This window comes from Dactylosporangium sp. NPDC000521, from assembly GCF_042898305.1.
Lineage (GTDB): Bacteria > Actinomycetota > Actinomycetes > Mycobacteriales > Micromonosporaceae > Dactylosporangium.
The window spans coordinates 103,883-126,874 of the sequence record NZ_JBIAYW010000016.1 but is presented as its reverse complement, the minus strand read 5'-3'; the positions used below and the strand labels follow the sequence as shown (position 1 = coordinate 126,874).

The 22,992-nt window shown below is 71.9% G+C and carries 17 protein-coding genes; 10 read left to right on the top strand and 7 right to left on the bottom strand.

Features of this window, described 5'->3' with window-relative positions; translation table 11 throughout:
* Nucleotides 1-6: 6 nt before the first annotated feature.
* The 5 genes from ACFY3L_RS39065 to ACFY3L_RS39045 are packed head-to-tail and all read left to right on the top strand — an operon-like array spanning nt 7 to nt 4,085.
* Nucleotides 7-915, top strand: coding sequence for a methyltransferase domain-containing protein (locus tag ACFY3L_RS39065; protein ID WP_389336346.1), 909 nt, complete (start codon nt 7-9; stop codon nt 913-915).
* Nucleotides 916-920: 5 nt separating this feature from the next.
* Nucleotides 921-1,178 carry an acyl carrier protein gene (locus ACFY3L_RS39060; RefSeq protein ID WP_389336343.1) on the top strand — a complete coding sequence of 86 codons (258 nt, stop codon included), beginning with the start codon at nt 921-923 and terminating at the stop codon, nt 1,176-1,178.
* A complete protein-coding gene (locus tag ACFY3L_RS39055) occupies nt 1,175-2,371 on the top strand; it encodes a glycosyltransferase (RefSeq protein WP_389336340.1) in 1,197 nt (398 codons plus the stop codon). Before ACFY3L_RS39060 ends, ACFY3L_RS39055 begins: the two co-directional genes overlap by 4 nt.
* Nucleotides 2,355-3,119: an ABC transporter permease gene (locus tag ACFY3L_RS39050; RefSeq protein ID WP_389336337.1), complete on the top strand. Its 765-nt coding sequence runs from the start codon at nt 2,355-2,357 to the stop codon at nt 3,117-3,119. Before ACFY3L_RS39055 ends, ACFY3L_RS39050 begins: the two co-directional genes overlap by 17 nt.
* A gap of 12 nt (nt 3,120-3,131) precedes the next feature.
* Nucleotides 3,132-4,085, top strand: a complete 954-nt coding sequence (locus ACFY3L_RS39045) for an ATP-binding cassette domain-containing protein (protein WP_389336334.1) — start codon at nt 3,132-3,134, stop codon at nt 4,083-4,085.
* A gap of 60 nt (nt 4,086-4,145) precedes the next feature.
* Here the strand turns inward: ACFY3L_RS39045 and ACFY3L_RS39040 are convergent, their stop codons facing one another.
* Nucleotides 4,146-5,402 carry a condensation domain-containing protein gene (locus ACFY3L_RS39040; protein WP_389336331.1) on the bottom strand — a complete coding sequence of 419 codons (1,257 nt, stop codon included), beginning with the start codon at nt 5,400-5,402 and terminating at the stop codon, nt 4,146-4,148.
* Nucleotides 5,403-6,307: 905 nt separating this feature from the next.
* Between ACFY3L_RS39040 and ACFY3L_RS39035 the strand changes: the two genes are divergently transcribed.
* Both ACFY3L_RS39035 and ACFY3L_RS39030 read left to right on the top strand, forming a co-directional pair.
* On the top strand, nt 6,308-7,774 hold the full coding sequence (locus ACFY3L_RS39035) for a condensation domain-containing protein (RefSeq protein ID WP_389336328.1): 1,467 nt from the start codon (nt 6,308-6,310) through the stop codon (nt 7,772-7,774).
* Nucleotides 7,775-7,777: 3 nt separating this feature from the next.
* Nucleotides 7,778-9,103 (top strand): condensation domain-containing protein, encoded by a 1,326-nt coding sequence (locus ACFY3L_RS39030; protein WP_389336325.1) that lies wholly within the window; start codon nt 7,778-7,780, stop codon nt 9,101-9,103.
* Here ACFY3L_RS39030 and ACFY3L_RS39025 read toward each other — a convergent pair.
* From ACFY3L_RS39025 to ACFY3L_RS39015, 3 genes are read right to left on the bottom strand one after another with little or no spacing between them, the layout of a single operon-like run.
* Nucleotides 9,090-10,490, bottom strand: a complete 1,401-nt coding sequence (locus tag ACFY3L_RS39025) for an FAD-binding oxidoreductase (protein WP_389336322.1) — start codon at nt 10,488-10,490, stop codon at nt 9,090-9,092. The genes ACFY3L_RS39030 and ACFY3L_RS39025 overlap by 14 nt on opposite strands.
* A gap of 12 nt (nt 10,491-10,502) precedes the next feature.
* Nucleotides 10,503-11,480, bottom strand: coding sequence for a DNA topoisomerase IB (locus tag ACFY3L_RS39020; protein ID WP_389336526.1), 978 nt, complete (start codon nt 11,478-11,480; stop codon nt 10,503-10,505).
* A 19-nt stretch (nt 11,481-11,499) separates the two neighbouring features.
* Complete coding sequence (locus ACFY3L_RS39015; protein ID WP_389336319.1) at nt 11,500-13,044, bottom strand: CHAD domain-containing protein; 1,545 nt, start codon at nt 13,042-13,044, stop codon at nt 11,500-11,502.
* 372 nt (nt 13,045-13,416) lie between these two features.
* Between ACFY3L_RS39015 and ACFY3L_RS39010 the strand changes: the two genes are divergently transcribed.
* A complete protein-coding gene (locus ACFY3L_RS39010) occupies nt 13,417-15,516 on the top strand; it encodes an alkaline phosphatase family protein (RefSeq protein ID WP_389336316.1) in 2,100 nt (699 codons plus the stop codon).
* A gap of 133 nt (nt 15,517-15,649) precedes the next feature.
* Here ACFY3L_RS39010 and ACFY3L_RS39005 read toward each other — a convergent pair whose 3' ends face one another.
* Together ACFY3L_RS39005 and ACFY3L_RS39000 are read right to left on the bottom strand one after the other, a co-directional pair.
* Nucleotides 15,650-16,240 carry a DedA family protein gene (locus tag ACFY3L_RS39005; protein WP_389336313.1) on the bottom strand — a complete coding sequence of 197 codons (591 nt, stop codon included), beginning with the start codon at nt 16,238-16,240 and terminating at the stop codon, nt 15,650-15,652.
* Nucleotides 16,237-16,989 (bottom strand): MBL fold metallo-hydrolase, encoded by a 753-nt coding sequence (locus ACFY3L_RS39000; protein ID WP_389336310.1) that lies wholly within the window; start codon nt 16,987-16,989, stop codon nt 16,237-16,239. Before ACFY3L_RS39000 ends, ACFY3L_RS39005 begins: the two co-directional genes overlap by 4 nt.
* Before the next feature lie 101 nt (nt 16,990-17,090).
* On the opposite strand from ACFY3L_RS39000, the gene ACFY3L_RS38995 reads away from it, so the two are divergent.
* Nucleotides 17,091-17,870 (top strand): class I SAM-dependent methyltransferase, encoded by a 780-nt coding sequence (locus ACFY3L_RS38995; RefSeq protein WP_389336308.1) that lies wholly within the window; start codon nt 17,091-17,093, stop codon nt 17,868-17,870.
* Here the strand turns inward: ACFY3L_RS38995 and ACFY3L_RS38990 are convergent.
* Entirely contained in the window at nt 17,849-19,243 is a 1,395-nt protein-coding gene (locus tag ACFY3L_RS38990; RefSeq protein ID WP_389336305.1) for a condensation domain-containing protein, read from the bottom strand. The genes ACFY3L_RS38995 and ACFY3L_RS38990 overlap by 22 nt on opposite strands.
* A gap of 505 nt (nt 19,244-19,748) precedes the next feature.
* Between ACFY3L_RS38990 and ileS the strand changes: the two genes are divergently transcribed.
* Entirely contained in the window at nt 19,749-22,883 is a 3,135-nt protein-coding gene (gene ileS, locus ACFY3L_RS38985; protein WP_389336302.1) for an isoleucine--tRNA ligase, read from the top strand.
* The last annotated feature ends 109 nt before the right edge of the window (nt 22,884-22,992 follow it).

The window sequence follows — 22,992 nt, the reverse complement described above, 5'->3', positions numbered from 1 at the left end:
GCGACTGTGAAAGCAAATGCCAGTTCCGCATACCCGTCCGCACCGGCCGGGCCCGGGCTGAACGCCGCTGTCGAGCGGTATTACGACACCACCCTGGACCTGTACGAGGACCTGTGGGGCCAGCACGTGCACCACGGCTTCTGGGACATCGGCGAGCGCCCCGGCAACGACGACGACCGGCACGCCGCGACCGACCGGCTGGTGCGGGAGCTGGTCGACTTCGCCGGCATCCCGGCCGGCGCCCACGTCCTGGACGTCGGCTGCGGCATCGGCGGGCCGGCGATGCACCTGGCCGGGCCGCTGGGCTGCTCCGTCGAGGGGGTCACCCTCAGCGCCGCGCAGGCCGCCCGGGCCAACGAGAAGGCCGCGGAGCTGGGCCTCGGCGAGCGCACGAGGTTCCGCCAGTGCGACTTCATGGCCAACGACTACCCGGACGCGTCGTTCGACGTGGTCTGGGCCGTCGAGAGTCTCATGCACATCGCCGACCGGGAAGCGTTCTTCGCCGAGGTCCTGCGGGTGCTGAAGCCCGGCGGCATCGTCGCGATCGCCACCTGGTCGGTCCGCGACGGCGAGCTCACCGCCGAGGAGGCCCGGGTCGTCGACCAGATCCTGCGCCACCAGGTCATGCCGAGCTTCTCGTCGCTGGAGGAGCACGAGCGGCTGGCCGCCGCCGCCGGGTTCACCGGCATCGCGATCGCAGACTGGAGCGCCAACGTCGCCAACTCCTGGGAGCCCGGGTTCGCCCAGGTCAAGGAGCTCGACAACGGCCGGTCGATGATGCGTGACCTGGCCCGCGACCGGGGCGTCGACGTGCTCGGCTTCTTCTACGCCGGCCCGCTGATGCTCAAGGGCTTCGAGACCGGCGCGGTGACCTACGGCGCCGTGCGCGCCACGAAGCCGGCGGCAGGGGACTGATCGTCGTGGCCGCGGCGCCGCATCAGGAGATCGTGGAGCTGCTGCGCCAGGTCACCGGCGAGGACGAGGCCTGGGCGGCCGGCATCACGCCGTCCACCCGCGTCGACACCGACCTGTTCGTCGACAGCCTGGAGATCGTCGAGCTGGGTGTGCGGATGCGGGAGGCGTACGGCGTGGACCTCCCCTCGTACCTCGGCGGCCTCGACCTGCAGCAGCTGATCGACCTCACCGTCGCGGACCTCGCGGAGCTGACCGCCGCATGAGCCGCTTCCTGTTCCTGTCGCTGCCGTTGACCGGTCACGTGAACCCGATGGTCGCGGTGGCGAAGGTGCTGCTCAGCCGCGGTCACGAGGTGCTGTGGGCGGGGTCGGAGTCGTTCCTGCGGCCCCTCGCCGGGCCCGACGCGGTGATCCACCCGATCCCGCTGCGCGCCCACCGCGGCCAGGCCGAACGCGGCCTCGACGCGACCCGCTCGCGGTGGGAGGGCTACATCCTGCCGCACACCAAGTACACCCGCAAAGGCGTCGAGGCGGCCGTCGAGGCGTTCCGGCCGGACCTGCTGGTCGTGGACCAGCACGCCATCGCCGGGCCGATCGTCGCGCACCGCTACGGCCTGCCGTGGGCCACCGTCGCGTCCAGCGCGATGGAGCTGACCAGGCCGTTCGCCCGCGGGCTGCCCCGCGTGGAGGAGTGGATCCAGCAGCAGATGCGCACCGCGTGGACCGTCGCGGGCCACGACGGCGACCCGCCGTGGGACCTGCGGTTCTCCCCGCACCTGCTGATCAGCTTCCTCGGCGAGGACCTCCTCGACGACCCGTCGCAGCTGCCGCCGAACACCGTCACCGTCGGCCCGTCCATCGCGGAGCGCGCGCCCGACCCGGACTTCCCGTTCGACTGGCTCGACCCGGACCGTCAGCACGTGCTGGTCACCATGGGGACCCTCAACATGGACCAGGCCGCGCACTTCTACCCGCGCATCCTGGCCGCGATCGAGCCGCTCGGCGAGCGGCTCCAGGCGGTCGTCGTCGCGCCGCAGGGCACCATCACCGGCGAGCCGGATCACGTGCTGGTGCGCCGCCCGGTGCCGGTGCTGGACCTGCTGCCGCACCTGCACGCGGTGGTCAGCCACGGCGGCGCCAACACCGTCAACGAGTCCCTGGTGCACGGCGTGCCGCTGCTCGTCGCCCCGATCAAGGGCGACCAGGCGCTCATGGCCTCGGCGGTGGCGCGGGCCGGCGCCGGGCTGCGGGTCTCCATCGACCACGCCCGGCCCGAAGCGCTGCGCGCCGCGCTGCTCGACCTGCTCGACGACCCCAGGTACGCCGAGGCGGCGCGGGTGACGGGCAAGCGACTGCTCGCGGGCGGTGGCGCCGAGGCCGCCGCGACGGCACTGACCCACCTCCTCTCCTCAAGCACGACGTCTGAAAGCGAGCAAGCGCGTGAAACTCCTGCGTGACACCTGGTTGATCTTCCAGCGGCACATGTTGCTGATGCTCCGGTCGCCGTTGTGGGTCGTCCTCGGCGTGGCCCAGCCGGCGGTCTACCTGATCCTGTTCGCGCCGCTGCTCAAGCCGGCGCTCTCGTCCGTCGGCGCCAACTCGATGAGCGACGCGTACAAGATCTACGTGCCCGGCATGCTGATCGCGCTGGCCCTGGCCGGCGGCCTGTACGTCGGCTTCGGCCTGCTCGGCGACCTCGCCAACGGCGTCATCGAGCGGTCCCGGGTGACCACGGTCAGCCGGGTCGCGCTGCTGCTGGGCCGGTCGCTGCGCGACGTCGTCACCGTCATCGTCCAGTCGATCATCATCACGATCCTGTCGCTGCCGTTCGGCGTCTTCGTCAACATCGGCAGCCTGCTGCTCGGCTACGCGATCCTCGCCCTGTGCGCGCTGTCGTCGGCGTCGATCTCCTACGGCATCGCGATCCGCGTCGCCAACCCCAGCGTCCTGGGCCAGGTCGTCAACAACATCGCCCAGCCGCTGATGCTGCTGTCCGGCACCCTGCTGCCCCTCGCGCTCGCGCCGCTGTGGCTGCGCACGGTCGCCGACTTCAACCCGTTCAACTGGGCCGCCAAGGGCCTGCGGGCGCTGTTCATCGGGCACACCAGCGACCCGGCCATCTGGCAGAGCATCGCCATCACCGCCGGCCTCATGGTGGTCGCCGTGATCTGGTCGGCCCGCACATTCTCGCGCTCGGTCCGGTAAGGGAGCACTCTCATGATCAAGATCAAAGGGTTGAAGAAGGTCTACAAGTCGGGCCGCGGCAAGAAGGCGACCAGCGTCGAGGCGGTCAAGGGCATCGACCTGGACGTCGCGCAGGGCGAGATCTTCGGCTTCCTCGGCCCCAACGGCGCCGGCAAGACCACCACCCTGCGGATGCTCGCGACCCTGATCTCCCCCGACGACGGCGAGGCGACGATCGCCGGGGCGAACCTGCGTGCCGAGCCCGAGGCGGTGCGGCGCGTCATCGGCTTCGTGGCCCAGGGCGGCGGCACCACCGACGACGTCAGCGGCCGCGAGGAGATCGTGCTCCAGGCGCGCATGTACGGCATCGGCAAGGCCGAGGCGGAGAAGCGCGCGGAGGCGGCCCTGGCCGCGTTCGAGCTCACCGAGTTCGCCGACCGCAAGTGCAAGACCTACTCCGGTGGCCAGCGCCGCCGCGTCGACATCGCGATGGGCATCATCCACCAGCCGCAGGTGCTGTTCCTGGACGAGCCCACCTCGGGCCTCGACCCGCAGAGCCGCGCGCACATGTGGGACGAGATCCGCCGGCTGCGGGCCGAGGGCATGACGGTCTTCATCACGACCCACTACCTCGACGAGGCCGACGCGCTGTGCGACCGCATCGCGATCATCGACCACGGGGAGATCGTCGCGGAGGGTACCCCGGCGGACCTGAAGCGCGAGATCTCCGGCGACGTCGTGACCGTGGTCGTCGGTGACGAGGCCGAACGGGCCGGTGAGCTGCTCGGCGAGCAGCCGTTCGCCAACGGTGTCGAGGTCCGTGAGGACAACGAGCTGCGGCTCAACGTCGAGTCCGGCGACTCGGCGATCCCGCAGATCATGCGGACCCTGGAGGGCGCCGGCATCAAGCTGGAGACGATCGAGCTGCACCGCCCGACCCTGGACGACGTCTTCCTCACCAAGACCGGGCGTTCGCTTCGGGACTGATGCCGCTGCTGTACGTGAAGGGGGCGCGACCTGTGCAGGTCGCGCCCCCTTGTCGTGTGCTCAGAACCGTTCGCCGCCGAGCGTCTGCGCGAAGCACTCCTGCATCGTGGTCATCACAGTGGTCAGCGAGTCGCGGTCGAAGCCGGACCGGTTCACCCGGAACATCAGGTTGAGCGAGGTCAGGCCGCGCACGATGAGGTAGAAGCCGGGTCCGGTGGTGCGGCCGTGGTCGAAGAAGTCGATCTTCGGCGCGACGGGGTGGTCCTCGGACGGGAAGCCGGGCGGTGCGAGCATCGGGTTGTAGTAGAACCCGCGGTCCGCCGGCGGGTCGAGCTTGGCGTGCTCGTCGCGGATCTGCCAGATCGCGTCCGGTGAGCAGACGCCGTTCTTCAGCGCGTTGAACGCCTTCCAGTGCACCTTCGGCAGGATCTCCTCGAACGGCTCGGCCGCGTCGAGGTCCAGCAGCAGCGGCGCCCACTGGTTCAGGCTGGTCACGACCCGGGCGTGCTGCTCGTCGAAGCGGTTGGCCGACATCGGGAAGAGCAGCACCTCCTGCTCGCCGGTCGCGGCCTGGATGCCGCGGTAGTACGCGGCGAGGATCAGGCTGGCGAGGGTGACCTCGAACTTCGCCATCGCCTCGTGCGCCTGCGGCATCGGGATCCCGGTCTGCAGCACCGCGCCGACGGGGTCGAGCTCGCCGGTCTCGTGCCGCCGGGGCGCCGCGGCGAGGGTGCGCCGCCAGTACCGCTCGGCGTTGCGCAGCCGGCCGCTGCCCTCGCCGGTCTGGTTGAGGGCGAGCTCGAGGGGGCCGGGCGCCGGCGGCAGCCCGGTGCCGCCGAGGATGGTCTCGAAGTCCTCGCGCAGCACGACCGAGGCGACCCCGTCGGCGGCCATGTGGTTGACCACGATCAGCACCTGCCGCGGCGCGTCCCCCTCCAGGAGGATCCACGCCCGCCAGGGCAGCTCGGTGAGCGCGTCGATGGCGCGGCGGATCTCCGCGGCGTCCTTCGCCTCGCGCTCGGCGACGTCGGCGGTGCCCTGCCTGACCTGCGCGAGGACCTCCTCGGCGGTGTGCGCGGCGATCCGCTGCCGGGGGAAGCCCTCGGGGTCGATGACGTAGGTGGTGCGCATCGAGGCGTGGCGCATGGCGACGGCGCCGAGCGCGGCCCAGACCTGCTCCTGCGTCCAGTCGCCCTCGGGCAGGTCCCAGACGAAGGACAGGTTGGCCTCCCACAGCCGGTCGGGCGGGAACCGCTCGATGTCGCGCCAGACGGACAGCTGCCCGACGGTGGCCGGATACGTCTCGTCGCCGGACACGATGTGCCTCCAGATGGTGCTCGTTGCGGTGGTCGATCGCTTCCGTGGGGGAGCCCGCCCGGGCCGGGGGACGACGCCCATGCCCGTCGGGTGCCGTCCCGTCCTGACCGGCGCGGGCTCCCTTTCCTCATTCGGTGCCGTGGTGCCGTGGTGCTGTGTGGTGCTCTGTCATCTGATGCGGAGGGCTGGATCAGCCACCCGACACGACGCGGCTGGAGACGACCCGGCCGGAGACGACCCGGCTGGACACGACGCGGCTGGACACGACGCGGCTGGAGACAACGCGCATGAAGTTCACCTCCTCATATCGTTTGGCACATCACAGTGCGATATGGAATGGCGGAGCACACCACATCCGTCGACTTCACGACGAATCCCGGAAGTGCCCCGCGGTCATTTTGAACGACCGAAGTCTATGACCGCCAGAAGCATCACCCCGCCTGTGGATCGTGTCAACCGCTCACGTTACCGCTTCGGCAATTTTCAATGCCTTTCGCATCTCCCGGGCGCTTCCGCGAAAATCGGACATAACGATCGTTAAAATTCGGACCTTCGTGCATTGATTGGATGAGATCAATGTTCACCTCTTTCGTCAGGTAGAAGACAGCCGATAGGCTTCGGAGCAGTGCTTGCAGGGTGGGCCTGGGCGATCGTCCGGGCCCGAACAGGTCGGGATCCTGACAACGTGCAGGTGGTCCCATTCGAGCACTCTCCATTGACCTGGCGAGGGAGGTGCGAAATGAAGGCTGCTCAGCTGCGTGGCAACAGTGCCCAGCTCCGGAACGCACGACTCTAATCCTGTCGGGGCGGCCGGTCGGCACGGCGCAGGCGTCGCCGGCCGGCCGCCCTGCAGTCAGGGGCCGATGCGGCCTACGCGCACACCGACGATCGCGAGGCGGGAGATCATGGCGGAGACTGCAACGGCGCAGCGGATTCCCGTGCACTTCGAGGGTGCGGGAAAGGGTGTCGAGGAATTGACCTGGGGTCAATGGGCGGCATGGCGATCCATGGAGCTCGGCGGTGGCCGGGTCGACTGGGCCGGCGGCACGATGCCGTTGCTCGACGGTCAGACGATCGAACAGATCGTCATGGAACTCGCGTTCCTCATGAGCCGGCATCAATCCCTGCGCACCCGGTTCCGCATCGGCGAGGACGGCCTGCCCCGGCAGGTGCTGGCGGACTCCGGCGAGCTGCTCATCGAGATCGTCGACGCCGGGCAGGACGACCCGGCCGACGTCGCCGAGGCCCTCGACGCCGCGTACCGCGACGCGCCGTTCGACAACGCCGAGGACTGGCCGGTGCGCGTCGGGGTCGTGTGCCGCGACGGGACCCCGGCGTGGTTCGTCGCGCTGTACTCCCACATGGCCATCGACGCCTACGGCATCGAGGCGATCATCAACGACCTGCCGAACCTGGACCGGGCCACCGGCGAGCACCTCGCCCCCGTCGCCGGCGTCCAGCCCGCCGACCTGGCCCGCCAGCAGCGGGCGGGCGCGGCCCGGCGGCAGCACACCGCGTCGCTGCGGCACTGGGAGAAGCAGCTGCGCGAGATCGCGGCCCAGCGCTTCCCGGCCGTCGAGGACCCGCCGTCGCCGCGGTACTGGGAGGCCAGCTACTCCTCGCCCGCCACCTACCTCGCGCTCGGGCGGATCGCCGAGCGGACCAGGGCGCACAGCAGCACGATCCTGCTCGCCGCGTACATCCTCATGCTGGCGCGGGTCTCCGGCGACCCGACCACCGTGGTGCGGATGCTGGTGAGCAACCGCTTCCGGCCCGGCTTCAAGGAGTCCGTCGCCGGGCTGGCGCAGAGCGCCCTGTGTGTCGTGGACACCGCGGATGTAAGTTTCGACGAGCTCGTCGCCCGCGTCTGGAAGGCGCAGCTGACCGCCGGCATGCACGCCTACTACGACCCCCGCGACCTGTGGAGCATGATCGACCGGGTGGGCCGGGAGCGCGGCGAGGCCCTCGACCTGCAGTCCTACTTCAACGACCGGCGCCGGACCATGGCCGTCGCCGAGGTCCTGCCGCAGGCGAGCCCGCAAGACATCAACGAGGCGTTGTCCAGAAGCCGACTGCGATGGGGATCGAACAACGACGATCCCGCAGCAACGGTGTTCTTCCTGATCAATCCCGTGCCCGATACGGTCGACATCGGGCTGCGCGTTGACACCCGGCGGGTGGCACCCGACGATCTGGTGGCGATCCTGCGGGGGATCGAGGAACTGGTGGTCGCCGCCGCGCTCCAGGATCAGCCACAAGACGAGCCACAAGTCGAGTCACAGGACGGGCCACACGACGAGCCGCAGGCCCAGCTTCAGCACGAGCCTCAGCACGAGCTTCACAACGAGCCTCCGGACCAGTCTCAGGAGTAGCCGATGCACGTCGCCACGTCGCGGATCGCCGTCGCCTTCCACGGCGCCGGCGCCGGCACCGGGCCACTGACCTGGGGCCAGCAGGAGATCTGGCGGACGATGCGGCGCACCGGCCGGACGATGAACATCGGCGGCACCGTCGCCCTCGCCCCGGGCACCACGCTGGAGGAGCTCGCCGCCACCCTGGGCCGCCTCGCCGGCCGCCACGAGGCGCTGCGCACCCGCTTCCAGCTCGCCGGCGACGTGCCACGGCAGACCGTCTGCGCATCGGGCACGGTCGACCTGGAGGTCGTCGCGTCCTCGGAGGAGGGCGCCGCGGCGACGGCCGAGGCGTTGCGCAGCCGGTACGAGTTCACGCCCTTCGACCTGGAGCGCGAGTTCCCCGTCCGGTGGGGCGTGGTGACGACCGGCGGCGCGCCCAGCCATCTCGTCGTGCAGTACTCCCACCTCGCCGTCGACGGGTTCGGCATCGACGCCCTGGTCCGCGACCTGCCGAACCTGGACGAGCCCGTCACCGGGGTGCGCGCGCTCGAGCTGGCGCACCGCCAGGCGCTGCCCGCCGAGCGCCGGCACAGCGCGAAGTCCCTGCGGCACTGGGAGGCGTCGCTGCGGGACCTGCCGGCGCAGCGCTTCGGATGGTCCGACGACCCGCGCACGCCACGCTTCTGGGAGCTGGTCTGCCACTCACCGGCGCTGCACCTGGCTCTGCAGGTCGTCGCCTGCCGTACCGGCGTCGAAACGGGGCACGTCCTGCTCGCCGCCTACGGCGTCGCCCTGTCCCGGGTCACCGGCCGCACGCCGAGCGTCGCGCAGGTGCTCGTCAGCAACCGCTTCCGCCCCGGTTTCGCCGACGCCGTCTGCCACCTCACCCAGCCCGGCATCTGCGTCATCGAACCCGGCGGTGACCTGGACTCGGTGGCGCTGCGGGTGTGGCGGTCCGCGACGAGCGCCTACCTGCACGGCTACTTCGACCCCGCCGAGCACCGGGCGATGCTCGACCGGCTCGCCACCGCCCGCGGCGAGACGGTCGACATCTCGTGCTTCGTCAACGACCGCCGCGGCCCGGCCGGCGCGGTGCCGGCGGTCGCCCCGACGGCCGAGCGGATCCGGGCCGCGCTGCCGCGCACCACGCTGCGCTGGGACCGCCGGCTGCCGACGTACGACGGCACCCTCTACCTGCAGGTCGACGCCGAGCAGGACGCGATCGGCCTCGCGATCTGGGCCGACACGCACCGGCTCTCCCCGGCGCAGGTCGAGGCCTGCGCCCGCGGCATCGAGGCCGCCGCCGTCGGCGCGGCGCTCAACCCGCCGCCCGTTACGGCAGCTTGACCGACTGCGGCGTGGAGAACACGTCCTCGGGGTCGTAGCGCAGCTTCACCTGCTGCAGGCGCGGGTAGTTCGCACCGTAGTAGGCGCCCGCCCAGTCGGTCAGGTCCCGGCTGGCGTAGTTCTGGTACACCTCGCCGGTCAGGTGCGGCGACAGCTCCTCGACGAACCCGTCGATCCACGCCACGCTGCGGTCGGTGTCCTCGTCGAGCTGCCAGTGCGAGATGACGGAGATGTAGTGCAGCGGGGCCCGGTGCACGAACGCGGTCGCGTCCGGCGCGACCCGGCCGATCGCGCCGCCGCCGAGCAGGTCGAAGCGGACCATCGAGTAGCCCGACGGCACCCGCCGGAAGTTGTCGAGGATCGTCGCGAACGCGGGCTCGTCGAACCCGCCGGCGGTGAAGTAGCCGCCGGACCACTTCGACTGCAGCCCGTACACGATCTCCTCGCCCATGCCCTGCATGAGGTCGAAGTAGGAGGTCTCGCCGATGGAGCTGAACAGCGGCTCGCCGAGCGCCTCGATCGGCCGCAGCGCCTCCGCCGCCTCCGCGGGCGGGCCGACGTACATCCCGTACATGACCACGACCTGCTCACCGTCCGGGTACGGCTCGGTGGTCAGCAGCAGGCAGAGCGCCAGCCGGTCGTCGGCGCGGTCCTCGTACAGGTCGCGGTAGGCGCGGAACACCTCCTCGGCCCGCTCGAGCGGCCAGGCGACGACCCCGCCGACGACCGTCTTCGGCAGCGGGTTCAGCCGGTACGTCAGCGACGTCACCACGCCGAAGCCCGCGCCGCCGGCGCCCCGCAGGGCCCAGAACAGGTCCGGGTGCTCGTCCTCGGTGACCCGCAGGACCGTCCCGGACGCGTCGACGACCTCCGCGGCGACGATGTGGTCGCAGCCCAGCCCGTACGTGCGGCCGAGCGGGCCGTAGCCGCCGCCGAGGCTGTAGCCGGCGTTGCTGACGGTCGGGCACTCACCGCCGGGCCCGGCGAGCCCGTACTCGAGGCCGTCGTCGCCGGTGAACGAGTGCTCGACGTAGGTGACCTTGTCGATGTCGCGCCAGCCGGCGCCGGGGCCGACCGTGACCGTGCGCGCGTCCGCGTCGAGACTGATCGACCGCAGGCCGCCGACGTCGACGACGACACCGCCCTCGACCAGCGACAGCCCGGTCGCGTGGTGCCCGCCGCCGCGGACCGCCAGGGGCAGCCCCTGCTCCCGGGCGAACGCGATCGCGGCGGCGACGTCGCCGGCGTCCGCGCACTGCGCGATCAGCGCCGGCCGGGTCCGCACGCGGGTGTTGAACAGGACCCGCGCGGCCTCGTAGCCGGGGTCGTAAGGGGTCACCAAGGTGCCGTGGAAGGTGTCGCGAAGTCGCGCAAGATCGAGCCGCACCCGCAGATCTTGTCATCGACCCGATTCGTCGGCAAGCAGGCGCAGGACCGCCACCTCGCCGCGTGCCTGGTCGCTCGCCGCGGCCCTGGGGATCGTGACGCCGTCGCCGTACAGGTCCACGACCCGCGGATCCACATAGGACGCCCGGGCGACGGCGGGCGTGTTGCCGAGGAAATCCGACACCTCCCGCATCACCCTGGGCACGGCCCGCTTGGTGACCTTCGGCTCCCGTGCGAGCAGGCGGGCCGCGAGGACCGTGCCGTGCCACGTCCGGAAGTCCTTCGCCGAGATCTCGGTCCCGGCGATGTCGCGCAGGTAGTCGTTGATGTCGCCGCTGCGCACGTCGACCCACCGCCGCCCGTCGCGGAAGACCAGCAGCTCGTCGCCCCCGGGCTCGCGCTCGAGGAGCTTCTTGACGACGGCCCGCACGTCCGCGTCGGCGACGTCGACGGACCGTTCGATGCCGCCCTTCGCCGGGTAGTGGAACCGGACCGCTCCGCGGGGCAGCGCGACGTGCTCGCGCAGCAGCGTCGCCAGCCCGAACGTGCCCTCCTCGCCGGCCGCGTACTGCTCCCCGCCGATCCGGAAGCGGCCGACGTCCAGCAGCCGCACCGCGGCGGCGAGCACCTTCTCCCGGCCGAGCCCCCGCGCGCTCAGGTCGCCGGCGACCCGGTCGCGGATCGCGGGCAGGCGCGCGCCGACCTCGAGGACGTGGTCGAACTTCGCCGCGTCGCGCTTGACGCGCCACACGTCGTGGTAGCGGTACTGGCGGCGGCCCGCCGCGTCGGTGCCGACCGCCTGGATGTGGCCGCGGGGGTCGTCGCTGACCCAGACGTCCTTCCAGGCCGGCGGGACCGCGAGAGCCTTGATCCTGGCCAGCTCCGCCCGGTCGGTCACGGCCGCGCCGTCGGAGCGGTGGTACGTGAAGCCGCGGCCCCGGCCCCTCCTCCGGTAGCCGCCCTTGCCGGGTGTGGTGCGCCGCAGCCGCATGCTCACCCTGTACCCACATTCACGAAAGCCAGCCGCGGACCTTCCGGCGGGTGGCGCGGCGGCGGGCGCGGGGGAGCTGGTCGAGGGCGATCCGGCCGTGCTCGGCCTGGCGGGCGTGCAGCAGCCCGTACGTGAACGCGTTCTCCCCCTGACCGAAGGCGTGCAGGCCGTACTCGCGGAGCAGGTCGGCGGTCACGTTGGCGTCCTGGTGGGCGCCGAGCAGGTCCTGCAGGTCGGTGAGCCGGTCCGCCAGCTTCGCCGCGGGCTTGCCGGCGACGGGGGTGGCGAGCTCGGCGGCGTACCGGGCGCGCTTGTACGCCTTCCGCGCCGCGTGCAGCCGTTCGTCGCGGGCGCGCCCCGGTGTGGTCGTGGTGCTGCCCTCGGCCCAGGCGGTGGTCTCGGGCGTGTTCACGGCGGCGGTCAGGCGGCGGTCGGCGCGGCGGACCGCCCGGCGCGCCAGGTGCCGCAGCTCCCGCTTGGTGACCCTGCCGGGGCCACCGACCGCCGCGACCAGCGCGTCCAGGTCGTTGAGGAGGGTGATGTACCGCTGGCTGTCCAGCCCGGCGATCAGCCGCCGGCGTGCCTGCCCGGTCCGGGCCGCGAGCAGCTGGGCGATCCGCGCCGCCACCGGCCCGAGCACCAGCTCCGGCGGCTCGGCGGCGAGCAGGTCGGCGAGGCGCTGCGCCATGACGTCGCCGTCACGGACCTCGCCGAGCAGCCCGGTCAGCCACTTGACCTCGTCGTGCAGCCGGTCCAGGTCGCCCTCGGACGCGTTCATCAGCGGCGCGAACGTGCGCAGCGTCGAGCGCAGCCGCCGCGTCGCGACCCGCATCTTGTGCACCGCCTCGGCGTCACCGGCGCGGACCTCCGGGTCGAGGGCGACGACGGCGTCGCGCTGGGCGCGCACGTAGTCGACGACCGCCCGCCGGCCGGCGCTCTTCGTGCGGGACTCGGCGGCGGGTGCCGGGTGGTCGGGGCCGAGCGCGCGGGACAGCTTCGACGGCGACGCCGACGGGCGGGCGCCGGCCGCGCGCAGCGCCTCGTCGATGCGGGCGAGGTCCTCGGGTGAACCGTCGACCAGCTCGACCTCCAGCTCCCGCCAGCGCTGCACGACCCCGGCACCGATCAGCGACTCGGTGTCGACGGTGTCGTCGGCGACGAGCGCGATCGTGGTGCCGTCCGCGGACCGCAGTCCCTGCTCGACGCGGTGGGTGCGGATACGCGCGACCGGGCGCAGCGGCTCGCCCCTGGTCAGCGCCCGGATCTGCGTCGTGACCTCGGCCGGAGGCGTGCGCTGCTTGGCGGTGGCGGGCGCCTGCAGCTCGCTGCGCTCCCCGCCGGACGGACGCTTGAGGTGCCAGCCGGCGTCGTTACCACCGCTGCGGCGGCGCAGCGTCACCTTGCTGGAAGTGAGGCGCAGCCCCGCGGTGTCGTAGTAGGTCGCGTCCAGACGTTGGTCATCGGGAGCTGTAACCGTGGCCACATCAGCGATTCCGATCATCGAGGGCATCGCGAAGTCATCGGGCAGCTCGTACTTCCGTTCCACCTCAAGCTTTTCGGCCATGTTTACAGCCTATCGACAGAACTCCGTATGACGAAAACCTAAACAGGAAGCCAAGAAAAGATGGCGCAGGCCCTGTCGGTCCGGAGGTTTGGCCGCTACGGTGTTGGCAGCGCAAGGTTTTCGGGCCACTCCGGTCCGCGGACGCGCCTCCCACGGAGAGGAGTGCACCCATGGCGAAGAAGTCGAAGAAGGACAAGAAGAAGGACAAGAAGGGCAAGAAGAAGTAACTCGCCCGCTCTGTGTCGCCCCCGCGCCGTCACCCGGTGCGGGGGCGACAGTGCGTTGAGGGCCGGTCACCCCTGGTATGAGCCTACCCAGCCTGAGGTGTTTCGCTGCGAATCCGCGCAATCGGCGGGACGTAACCTGGGTCAGGTGAATTGGCTGGTGCGCGCCGTGTCGTCGTCCGTGATCGGGCAGCGGGTTCGATTCGCCGGACGGATGCTGCGCGACTGGCGGCTCACCGTCGCGTGGGGCAAGTCGCTGCTGCGCAGCGGCGTCACCTCCGTCGTCGTCCTCGCCGTCACGTTCTGGCTGCTGCCCGGCGTCACCGCGACCGGCGGCCCCGCGGCACTGGTCGAGCTCACGGTGCTGCTCGCGCTCATCGGCACCCTCATGCGGCTCGTGCTCTTCGGCGTCGCCGTCGTCGTCGGCGGGCTCGGCGTCCTGCTCGTCGGGGTGCTGCTGCAGACCGCGGTGATGTTCACCGCGCTGCAGGTCGCCGAGGGCGTCTCCGTCGGCAGCGTCATCGACGCGTGGATCGCCAGCTGGACCGCCGCCGTCCTCACCGCCCTGGTGAACTGGCTCGCCGACGCCAGCAGCGACGACGTGTTCCTCGGCCAGACGCTGCGCCAGATGGTCCGGCGCAACCAGGACAACCCCGCCACCGCGCCCGGGGTGCTGTTCGTGCAGCTCGACGGCCTGTCCGCGCCCCTGCTGTCGTGGGCCGTCAAGGCCGGCAACCTGCCCAACCTCGGCAAGTGGCTGCGCACCGGCACGCACACCCTCGTCCCCTGGCACACCGGCATGCCCGCGACGACCCCGGCGAGCCAGGCCGGCATCCTGCACGGCAGCGAGTCCGAGGTGCCGGCGTTCCGCTGGTACGAGAAGGCCACCGGACGGCTCGTCGTCACCAACCGCCCGAGGGACGCCGCGGACGTCGAGGCCCGCATCTCGACCGGCCGCGGCCTGCTCGCCGACGGCGGCGCCAGCATCAGCAACGTCTTCTCCGGCGACGCCCCGACCAGCCTGCTCACCTTCAGCAACGCCGGCCTCCCGGGCCGCACGGCCCGCGGCTACCTGGCGTTCGTGGCCAGCCCGTACGGCTTCGCCCGCGCGATCGTCCTGTCCGTCGGCGAGATGCTCAAGGAGATCCAGCAGGCCCGTCGGCAGCGCTTCCGCAACGTCTACCCCCGCGTGCCACGCATGGGCGCCTACGTGGCGCTCAGGGCCGTCACGAACGTCCTGCTCCGCGACCTCAACGTCTCGCTCATCGCCGAGCAGATGACCCGCGGCGCCCCCGCCATCTTCGTCGACTTCGTCGACTACGACGAGGTCGCCCACCACGCCGGCCCGCTGCGCCCCGAAGCGATGCAGACCCTGGAAGGCCTCGACCGGGTCCTGGGCACCCTGCACCGCCTCGCCCAGGTCGCCGGCCGCCGCTACGAGATCGTCGTCCTCTCCGACCACGGCCACAGCCAGGGCGCGACCTTCTCCCAGCGGTATGGCCAGACCCTGGAGCAGGTCGTCGCCTCCATCGCCGGCCAGGTGGCGGCGTCCACCCCGGGCCCGAACGACGACGAGGCCGCCCGCGCGCACAACCTGCTGCTGGCCGTCGCGGGCAAGCCCGACCGCACGACCCCTACGCCCCCGCCCGCGCCGGTCGTCACCGTCGCCTCCGGCAACCTGGCCATGCTCTACCTCACCGAACACCCCGGCCGCGCCACCGTCGAGGACATCGGCGTGGCCCGCCCCGCCCTCATCCAGGGCCTCGCGGCGCATCCCGGCATCGGCCTCGTCGTCGGCCTCTCAGCGGTCGACGGCCCGGTCGCCTTCGGCCCGGCCGGCCGCCACCGCCTCCACGACGGCCACGTCGAGGGCACCGACCCGCTCCTGCCGTACGGCCCTCACGCCGCCCGCGACCTCCTCACCCACCAGTCCATGACCAACGTCGGCGACCTGGTCCTGGTCAGCCGCGTCGACCAGGGCACCGACGAGGTCGCCGCCTTCGAGGAGCTGGTCGGCTCCCACGGCGGCATCGGCGGCTGGCAGACGGAGGCCGTCCTCGTCCACCCGGCCGGCTGGTCCAGCCCGCCCCACCCCCTGGCGGGCCCCGCCGCGGTCCACCGCCAGCTGGTCCAGTGGCTCACCGACCTCGGCCTGCGCGAATCTTCCACTGCCGCCACCGACGCCGGCCCCGGAGGCGAATCCCCTGACGACGTCGATCTCGGCGTCGATCTCGGCTCAGCGCGCTGACGGCGAGCCGCGGCGGGCGGAGGGCGATTCGTAAGCGGGGGACCGGCGGTGGTGCCGGGCCGCTTGCTGCACCTTACCCCACCGAAAGAAATCGATCTTCCGCTTCTCGCTCTCCGTAGCCTACCGCCTCCCCTCAGATGTCGAGCTGCCCCTGAGGGCGGTCGCGGCGGTGGCGGAGCCAGCCGGCCAGTTGGGTGGCGCCGAGGGCGATGACGAGGGCGGCCACCACGCCCTGCCAGGGTTGCGGGAAGACGCTGCGGCCGAGGAGGCCGATCGCGGCGTAGGTGGCGGACCACAGCGCGCAGGCGGCCACGTTCGCCGTCGCGAAGCGGCGCCAGGAGAGGCCGACGATGGCGGCGGTGAGCAGGACCGGGATGCGGCCGCCGGGGATCAGGCGGGAGACGAGGAGCGCGCTCACCGGGCGCTCGTCGAGCCGCCGCTTGACGGTCTCGGCGAGGTGCAGCGGCTGGCGCAGGATGCGCAGCCGGCGGGTCAGCGCCTCGCCGCCCGCGCGGCAGATGGCATAGGTGCCGGCGTCGCCGCAGTAGGCGCCGGCGGCGCCCGCGCAGACCACGAGCAGCAGCGCCAGGGGGCTGCGGTGCGCGGCGACGACCGCGGTCGCGCTGACGGCGGCGCCGGTCGGCAGGATCGGGACCGTGGAGCCGGCGGCGACGACCACGAGAAGGCCGGCGAGCGCCGCGAGCAGGCCCCCGAAGGTGGTCACGCGGCCACCGTGAGGGACTCGCCGGGGGCCAGGACGCGCACCTCGGTCTTCGGGGCGGCGGCGGCGGTCAAGGCGGCGAACTCGTCGCCGGGGCGGTGGAAGCGGTCGGGGCGGACACGGCCGCAGCCGACGGGCCAGAGGGTGCCCCAGTGGATCGGGACGGCCTGCGCCGGGTTGATGAGGCGCATCGCCTCGGCGGCGCCCGCCGGGTCGAGGTGGCCGGCGCCGAGGGTCCAGCCCCAGCCCCACACCGGCACCATCGCCAGGTCCAGCGGGCCGAAGGACTTCATCTCGTCGAACAGGCCGGTGTCGCCGCCGAACCACGCGGTGCGGGTGCCTTCGAAGACGTAGCCGAGCGCGGCCGCCCGGACGCGCGATGAAGGGTTGCGGCGGCCGTCATGCAGCGCCGGTACGGCGCGGACCCGCAACGACCCCACGTCGACGGACTCGCCGGCGGCGATCTCGGCGACGTCCCGGGACGTGCCGAGGCGGGAGCGCAGGAAGGCGCCGCCGCCGCGCGGCACCACGATGCGCGTGGACGACGGCAGTGTGCGCAGCGACGGCAGGTCGCAGTGGTCGCCGTGCAGGTGGGAGATGACGACCGCGTCCGGCGCCGGGTCGAGGACGGGCCGGGGGCCGCGCCGGCGCTGCAGGTGTGCCAGCCGGTTGCGCAGCACCGGGTCGGTCAGGATCGTGGTGCCGCGGTCGGCCACCGCCACCGTGGCATGCCCCCACCAGGTGATGTTCATGGTGCCAATCTTGCCCGACGGGGTGTCACGCTCCGCTCCTTGTAGGCCACAGCACGACATGTTTAGATCAATCAACTTTTCTGTGGAGGGACCCGAAGACGATGTCAACCGATGCAGCTGCCTTAGCCTGGGACTGGGAAGACCCGCAGGGGATCGAGGCGGTGGTCGACTCGTTCACCGCCGATCTCGGCAAGTGCGAGAAGCTGGAGCTGCTGCTCAAAACGGACCTCATCACCCGGGAGCAGCTGGAGCAGCTGGGCATCACCGGCATCGAGTTCGCCGCGTTCAAGACCGACCACCCGCAGGCGCTCGGCACCGACCTGGTGTCGGTCAGCAGTCCGGAGCTCACCTCCGAGCGGGGGAACATCTACCGGGTCGACGGCTCGGCGTACTTCGCGGAGCTGGACATCTCCCAGCCGCTGCCGATCGTCGACGACGCCGTGGACTGGGTGTACGCGGAGCACCTCATCGAGCACGTGTCGATGAAGGTCGGCATCGCGTGGCTGAAGGAGGTCAAGCGGGTGCTCAAGCCGGGCGGGTTCGTCCGGATCACCACGCCCGACCTGAAGATCTACGCGCAGAGCTACGTCAACGGCGACGGCTTCTTCGGCAAGCACCGCCGCCGGGTCGACCGGGCACTGACCGGGGTCGCGCCGAAGATGCCGCCGCGTGGCGCGTTCATGTTCAACCAGCTGTTCTACGTGTACGGCCACCGCTGGATCTACGACCTCGAGGAGCTCCAGTACGTGCTGACCACGGCCGGCTTCGACCCGGAGGGCATCGCGGTGCGCTCCTACCGCGAAGGCGCCCGCCAGGACGTCGCCGACCTCGACCAGGTCCTGCGCAACGACGAGAGCATCTACGTCGAGGCGACCGCCTGACCCAAGGCCGCCTGACCCGAACCCGCCTGGTCTGAAGCTGCCTGGTCTGAAGCTGCCTGCCCCAGGGCGACGGCGAAGCGCTCCATCGCGAGCAGCAGGCGATGCAGGTCTGAGATCGCCAGGTGGTGCGTGTCGACCTCGACGGTGAGCTGCATGGTGTCCACGACGTCGTCGACGTTCACCATCAGCTGCTCGTTGAAGAACGGCAGCGGCCGCTCCGACACCAGTGCCGTGAGCGGCAGCGCCGCCTCGATGTCCGCCGCGGTCGGCACCTCGGACGGGGCACCTTGCGCCTCGAGGATGCCGACCCGCCGGTCGTTGTAGAACACCGCGAGGTCGACGCCGCCGAGCCGGTCGAAGAGGGCCAGCCGCGCCGCCGGGTCGTAGTAGGCGTGCTTCGATGCGTTCAGGAAGGCGCGGCGGGCCCGGTCGACCGCCTCACCCGCCGGGACCCCGCTGACGTCCAGGACGGCGAGCCCGTTCTGCGCGAGCGGGCTGATGACGTCGGCGAGGCCGGGCCGGAAGCGGTTGCTGACGATGACCTGCGTGGCGAACGGTGCCGCCTGCCCCGTCACCTCGTTGCAGGCCACGGCGTACGCGGCGAGCAGCACCGAACCGGTGTCGGTGCCGAGCAGCGCGGCGGCCCGCTGTGAGGCCAGCAGCAGTGCGGTCGAACGCCACACGACCTGCCGCCACCGGGGCTCACCACGGTCCACGGCGGCGGGCAGGCGCCGCGGCGGCAGCGGGCGCAGGGCCGCCTCCCAGTAGCGCATCGCGGCGTCCGTCGTCCGGGACGACGAGCGCTGCGCCGCGACGAGGTCGAGGGGGCGCATCGCCGTGTACGGCGACTCCCGCGAGAACAGTGAACGGATCATCGTCCCGAGCGCGCTGCCGTCGGCGACGAGGTGGCTGACCTGCACGACCACGTGCGTGACGGTGCCGTCCCGGCGCACCACGGCCTCCCGGATCGGCCACTCGTGCTCGTAGTCGAAGTTGCGCGCCTTCCACTCCGCGAACAGGGCGCCGGCGATCTCGGCGGGGTCCTCGTCCGGTCCGGCGTCGTGCACCTCCAGCACCGCCGTGCCCTCCGCCACGATCTCCTGCTGGACCAGGTGGCAGGCGTCGACCGAGGTGGCGTGCCAGGGCTCGGTGAAGACCAGCCGGGAGCGCAGCGCCGCGTAGCGGCCCATGAGGAACCGCAGCTCGCAAGCGATGTCCTCGACGCCGCGGCCGTCGGTGACCGGCACTGCCCCGCCCATGCTCATGGAGGTGCCGACCTCCACGATCGCCCGCCACACCTGCTGCTGACCCCAGGCGAGCCCGCCGACGCCGGCACCGTCACCCTGGAAGGAGACCTGGATGTAGGAAACCACGACCGCCTCCAATCAAGATTGACGGAGATCATATCGATGGTTGGCGGCCGGCGAGCGCGGGAGCGGACATTGCGGCCACCTCGTGCGGTGGGAGTGGCCGCGCGTACAGGTAACCCTGACCGAACCGGTAGCCGAGGTGCCGCAGGCGACCTGGCTGAGGGACCTCGGCACGGCCGCGCCGCAGTCGGTGAGGCGGTCATGAGCCGCCAGAACCGGCGGCCCGCCGCGGGGAGCCCCGGCGCCCGGGCGGCGGCGCGGGCGACGAGCGCGGCCAGGCCGAGCGCCACGGGGACCGTCAGCAACGCAAGCGTCTCGGGCACCGGCACCCCGGACGCGAACAGCGCCGTCCACAGCACCTCGGCGAGCAGGCAGGCGGCGACCGCCGCGACGATGACACCGGTGTCTTCTGCTCGATCATTCCGGTGGCTTCTGCTCGATCATTCCGGTGGCACATCGGCAGCGCCCGCGCGGAGCTGAGCGGACCCGGCCGGTAGGATGCCCTGACATGTACCGGCCCGTGCCCGCGCAGGTTGACCTGCCCGCCCTCGACCACGACGTGCTGCGGTTCTGGCAGCGTGACGGCATTTTCGCCCGCAGCCTCGAGCAGTCCCGCGGCCGTCCCGAATGGGTGTTCTACGAGGGGCCGCCGACCGCCAACGGGATGCCCGGCGCCCACCACATCGAGGCGCGGGTCTTCAAGGACGTCTTCCCGCGGTACCGGACGATGAAGGGCTACCACGTCGAGCGCAAGGCCGGCTGGGACTGCCACGGCCTGCCGGTCGAGCTGGCGGTGGAGAAGGAGCTCGGCTTCACCGGCAAGCACGACATCGAGGACTACGGCATCGCCGCGTTCAACGCGAAGTGCCGCGAGTCGGTGACCCGGCACACCGACGCGTTCGCCGAGCTGACCCACCGCATGGGCTACTGGGTCGACATGGACGACGCGTACCGCACCATGGACCCGCCGTACATCGAGTCGGTCTGGTGGTCGCTCAAGCAGATCTTCGACAAGGGGCTGCTCGTCGAGGACTTCCGGGTCGCGCCGTGGTGCCCGCGCGACCAGACCGCGCTGTCGGACCACGAGCTCGCCCAGGGGTACGAGACCGACGTCGACCCGTCGGTGTTCGTGCGGTTCCCGCTCACCTCCGGCCCCCTCGCGGGCCGCGTGTCGCTGCTGGTGTGGACGACGACGCCGTGGACCCTCGTGTCCAACACCGCGGTCGCGGTCAACCCGGACGTCACGTACGTCGTCGCGACCGACGGCACCGAGCAGGTCCTGCTCGCCGAGCCTCTCGTCGCGGCCGTCCTGGGGGAGTACGGCCCCGACGCCTGGACGCTCACCGGCGAGTCGTACCTCGGCAAGGACCTCGAACGGTGGACCTACCGGCCGCCGTTCGACCTGGTCGAGGTGCCCGACGCGCACATCGTGATCCTCGCGTCCTACGTGACCACCGACAGCGGCACGGGCCTCGTGCACCAGTCGCCGGCGTTCGGCGCAGACGACCTCGCCTCCTGCCGCGCGTACGGCCTGCCGATGGTCAACCCGGTGCGCCGCGACGGCACGTTCGAGCCGCAGCTGGACCTGGTCGGCGGCATGTTCTTCCGCACCGCGAACGGTCCGCTCGTCGACGACCTCCGCGAGCGGGGGCTGCTGTTCCGGCACGTGCCGTACGAGCACAGCTATCCGCACTGCTGGCGCTGCCACACGGCGCTCATCTACTACGCGCAGCCCTCCTGGTACGTGCGGACCACCGCCGTCCGCGACGACCTGCTGCGGGAGAACGAGCGCACCAACTGGCAGCCGGCGAGCGTCAAGCACGGCCGCTACGGGGACTGGCTGGTCAACAACGTCGACTGGGCGCTGTCGCGGCAGCGGTACTGGGGGACGCCGCTGCCCATCTGGCGCTGCCCCGCCGACCACCTGACCTGCGTCGGCTCGCTGGCCTCATTGAGTGAGCTGGCGGGTCGTGACCTGGCGGACCTCGACCCGCACCGGCCGTTCATCGACGAGGTCACGTTCGCCTGCCACTGCGGCGAGACCGCGACCCGTGTCCCGGACGTCATCGACGCCTGGTACGACTCGGGGGCGATGCCGTTCGCGCAGTTCGGCTACCCGTACCGCAACGCCGACCTGTTCGAGAGGCGCTTCCCGGCGCAGTTCATCTCCGAGGCGATCGACCAGACCCGCGGCTGGTTCTACACGCTGATGGCCGTCAGCACGCTCGTCTTCGGGCGCTCCTCCTACGAGAACGTCGTCTGCCTCGGCCACATCCTCGCCGAGGATGGCCGGAAGATGTCCAAGCACCTCGGCAACATCCTGGAGCCGATCCCGCTGCTGGACCAGCACGGCGCCGACGCGGTGCGCTGGTTCATGGCCGCGGTCGGCTCGCCGTGGTCCGCGCGGCGGGTGGGGCACACGACGCTGCAGGAGGTCGTGCGCAAGACCCTGCTGACGTACTGGAACACCGTCGCGTTCCAGGCGCTGTACGGGCGCACCGCCGGCTGGACCCCGTCGCCGTCGGACCCGGCCCCCGCCGACCGGCCCGTCATGGACCGCTGGGTGCTGTCCGAGCTGCACACCCTGGTCGGCCGGGTCGACGCCGCGATGGACACCTTCGACACCCACGAGACCGGCAAGCTCCTCGCCGCGTTCGTCGACGACCTCTCCAACTGGTACGTGCGCCGCAGCCGCCGCCGGTTCTGGCGCGGCGACCCCGCGGCCCTCGCCACCCTGCACGAGGTCGTGTCGACGGTGACGCTGCTGCTCGCCCCGATCGTCCCGTTCATCACCGAGCGGGTCTGGCAGGACGTGGTGGTGCCCGTTTCCCCCGGCGCGCCGCCGTCGGTGCACCTCGCCGCGTACCCGTCGGTCGCCGCGGAGCTGATCGACCCCGCGCTGTCGGAGCGGATGGGGCTCGCCCGCCGGCTCGTCGAGCTGGGCCGCGCGGCCCGCGCCGACTCCGGCATCCGTGTCCGCCAGCCGCTGTCGCGGGCCCTCGCCTCCGCGGCCGGCTTCGACCAGCTGCCCGCCGACCTGCTCGCGGAGATCGCGGCGGAGCTCAACGTCGGCTCGATCGTGCCGGTCGACGCGGCCGGCTCGTCGCTCGTCGACGCCACCGCCAAGGCCAACTTCCGCGCCCTCGGCAAGCGCTTCGGCAAGGGCGTCCAGGACGTGGCGAAGGCGATCGCCGCCGCGGACGCCCTGGCGCTGCGGGATGCGCTGCGGTCCGCCGGCTCGGCGACCGTGGTCGTCGACGGCGCACCCGTCGAGCTGACGCCGGACGAGGTCTTCATCACCGAGACACCGCGCGAGGGCTGGACCGTCGCCGCCGACGCCGGCGCGACCCTCGCCCTGGACCTGCGGCTCACCCCGGAGCTGGAGCGGGCCGGCCTGGCCCGCGACGCCGTACGGCAGGTCCAGGAGGCCCGCAAGAGCAGCGGCCTGGAGGTCGTGGACCGCATCGAGCTGGCGTACACCACCACCCGCGACGACACCGCGCTCGCCCTCGCCGAGCACCGCGACCTCGTCACCGACGACGTCCTCGCCACGGCGTGCACCGAGGGCGAGCCGGCCTGGCCCGGTGCGGTGCCCTTCACCGACGACTCGCTCGGCCTCACCTTCTGGCTCCGCAAGGCCTGACCAGAGCCTGACCAGAGCCTGACCAGAGCCTGACCAGGGCCTGACCAGGGCGTGACCAGGGCCGACGGGGTGGTGCCTGCCGTGTGCGGGTGCCACCCCGTCGGTGTTC

Bases quoted from the DNA above. Each gene is read 5' to 3' on its own strand.
- ACFY3L_RS39055 (WP_389336340.1), top strand. From the start codon at position 1,175: ATGAGCCGCTTCCTGTTCCTGTCGCTGCCGTTGACCGGTCACGTGAAC.
- ACFY3L_RS39045 (WP_389336334.1), top strand. From the start codon at position 3,132: ATGATCAAGATCAAAGGGTTGAAGAAGGTCTACAAGTCGGGCCGCGGC.
- ACFY3L_RS39035 (WP_389336328.1), top strand. From the start codon at position 6,308: ATGGCGGAGACTGCAACGGCGCAGCGGATTCCCGTGCACTTCGAGGGT.
- ACFY3L_RS39030 (WP_389336325.1), top strand. From the start codon at position 7,778: ATGCACGTCGCCACGTCGCGGATCGCCGTCGCCTTCCACGGCGCCGGC.
- ACFY3L_RS39020 (WP_389336526.1), bottom strand. From the start codon at position 11,480: ATGCGGCTGCGGCGCACCACACCCGGCAAGGGCGGCTACCGGAGGAGG.
- ACFY3L_RS39015 (WP_389336319.1), bottom strand. From the start codon at position 13,044: ATGGCCGAAAAGCTTGAGGTGGAACGGAAGTACGAGCTGCCCGATGAC.
- ACFY3L_RS39000 (WP_389336310.1), bottom strand. From the start codon at position 16,989: ATGAACATCACCTGGTGGGGGCATGCCACGGTGGCGGTGGCCGACCGC.
- ACFY3L_RS38995 (WP_389336308.1), top strand. From the start codon at position 17,091: ATGTCAACCGATGCAGCTGCCTTAGCCTGGGACTGGGAAGACCCGCAG.
- ileS (WP_389336302.1), top strand. From the start codon at position 19,749: ATGTACCGGCCCGTGCCCGCGCAGGTTGACCTGCCCGCCCTCGACCAC.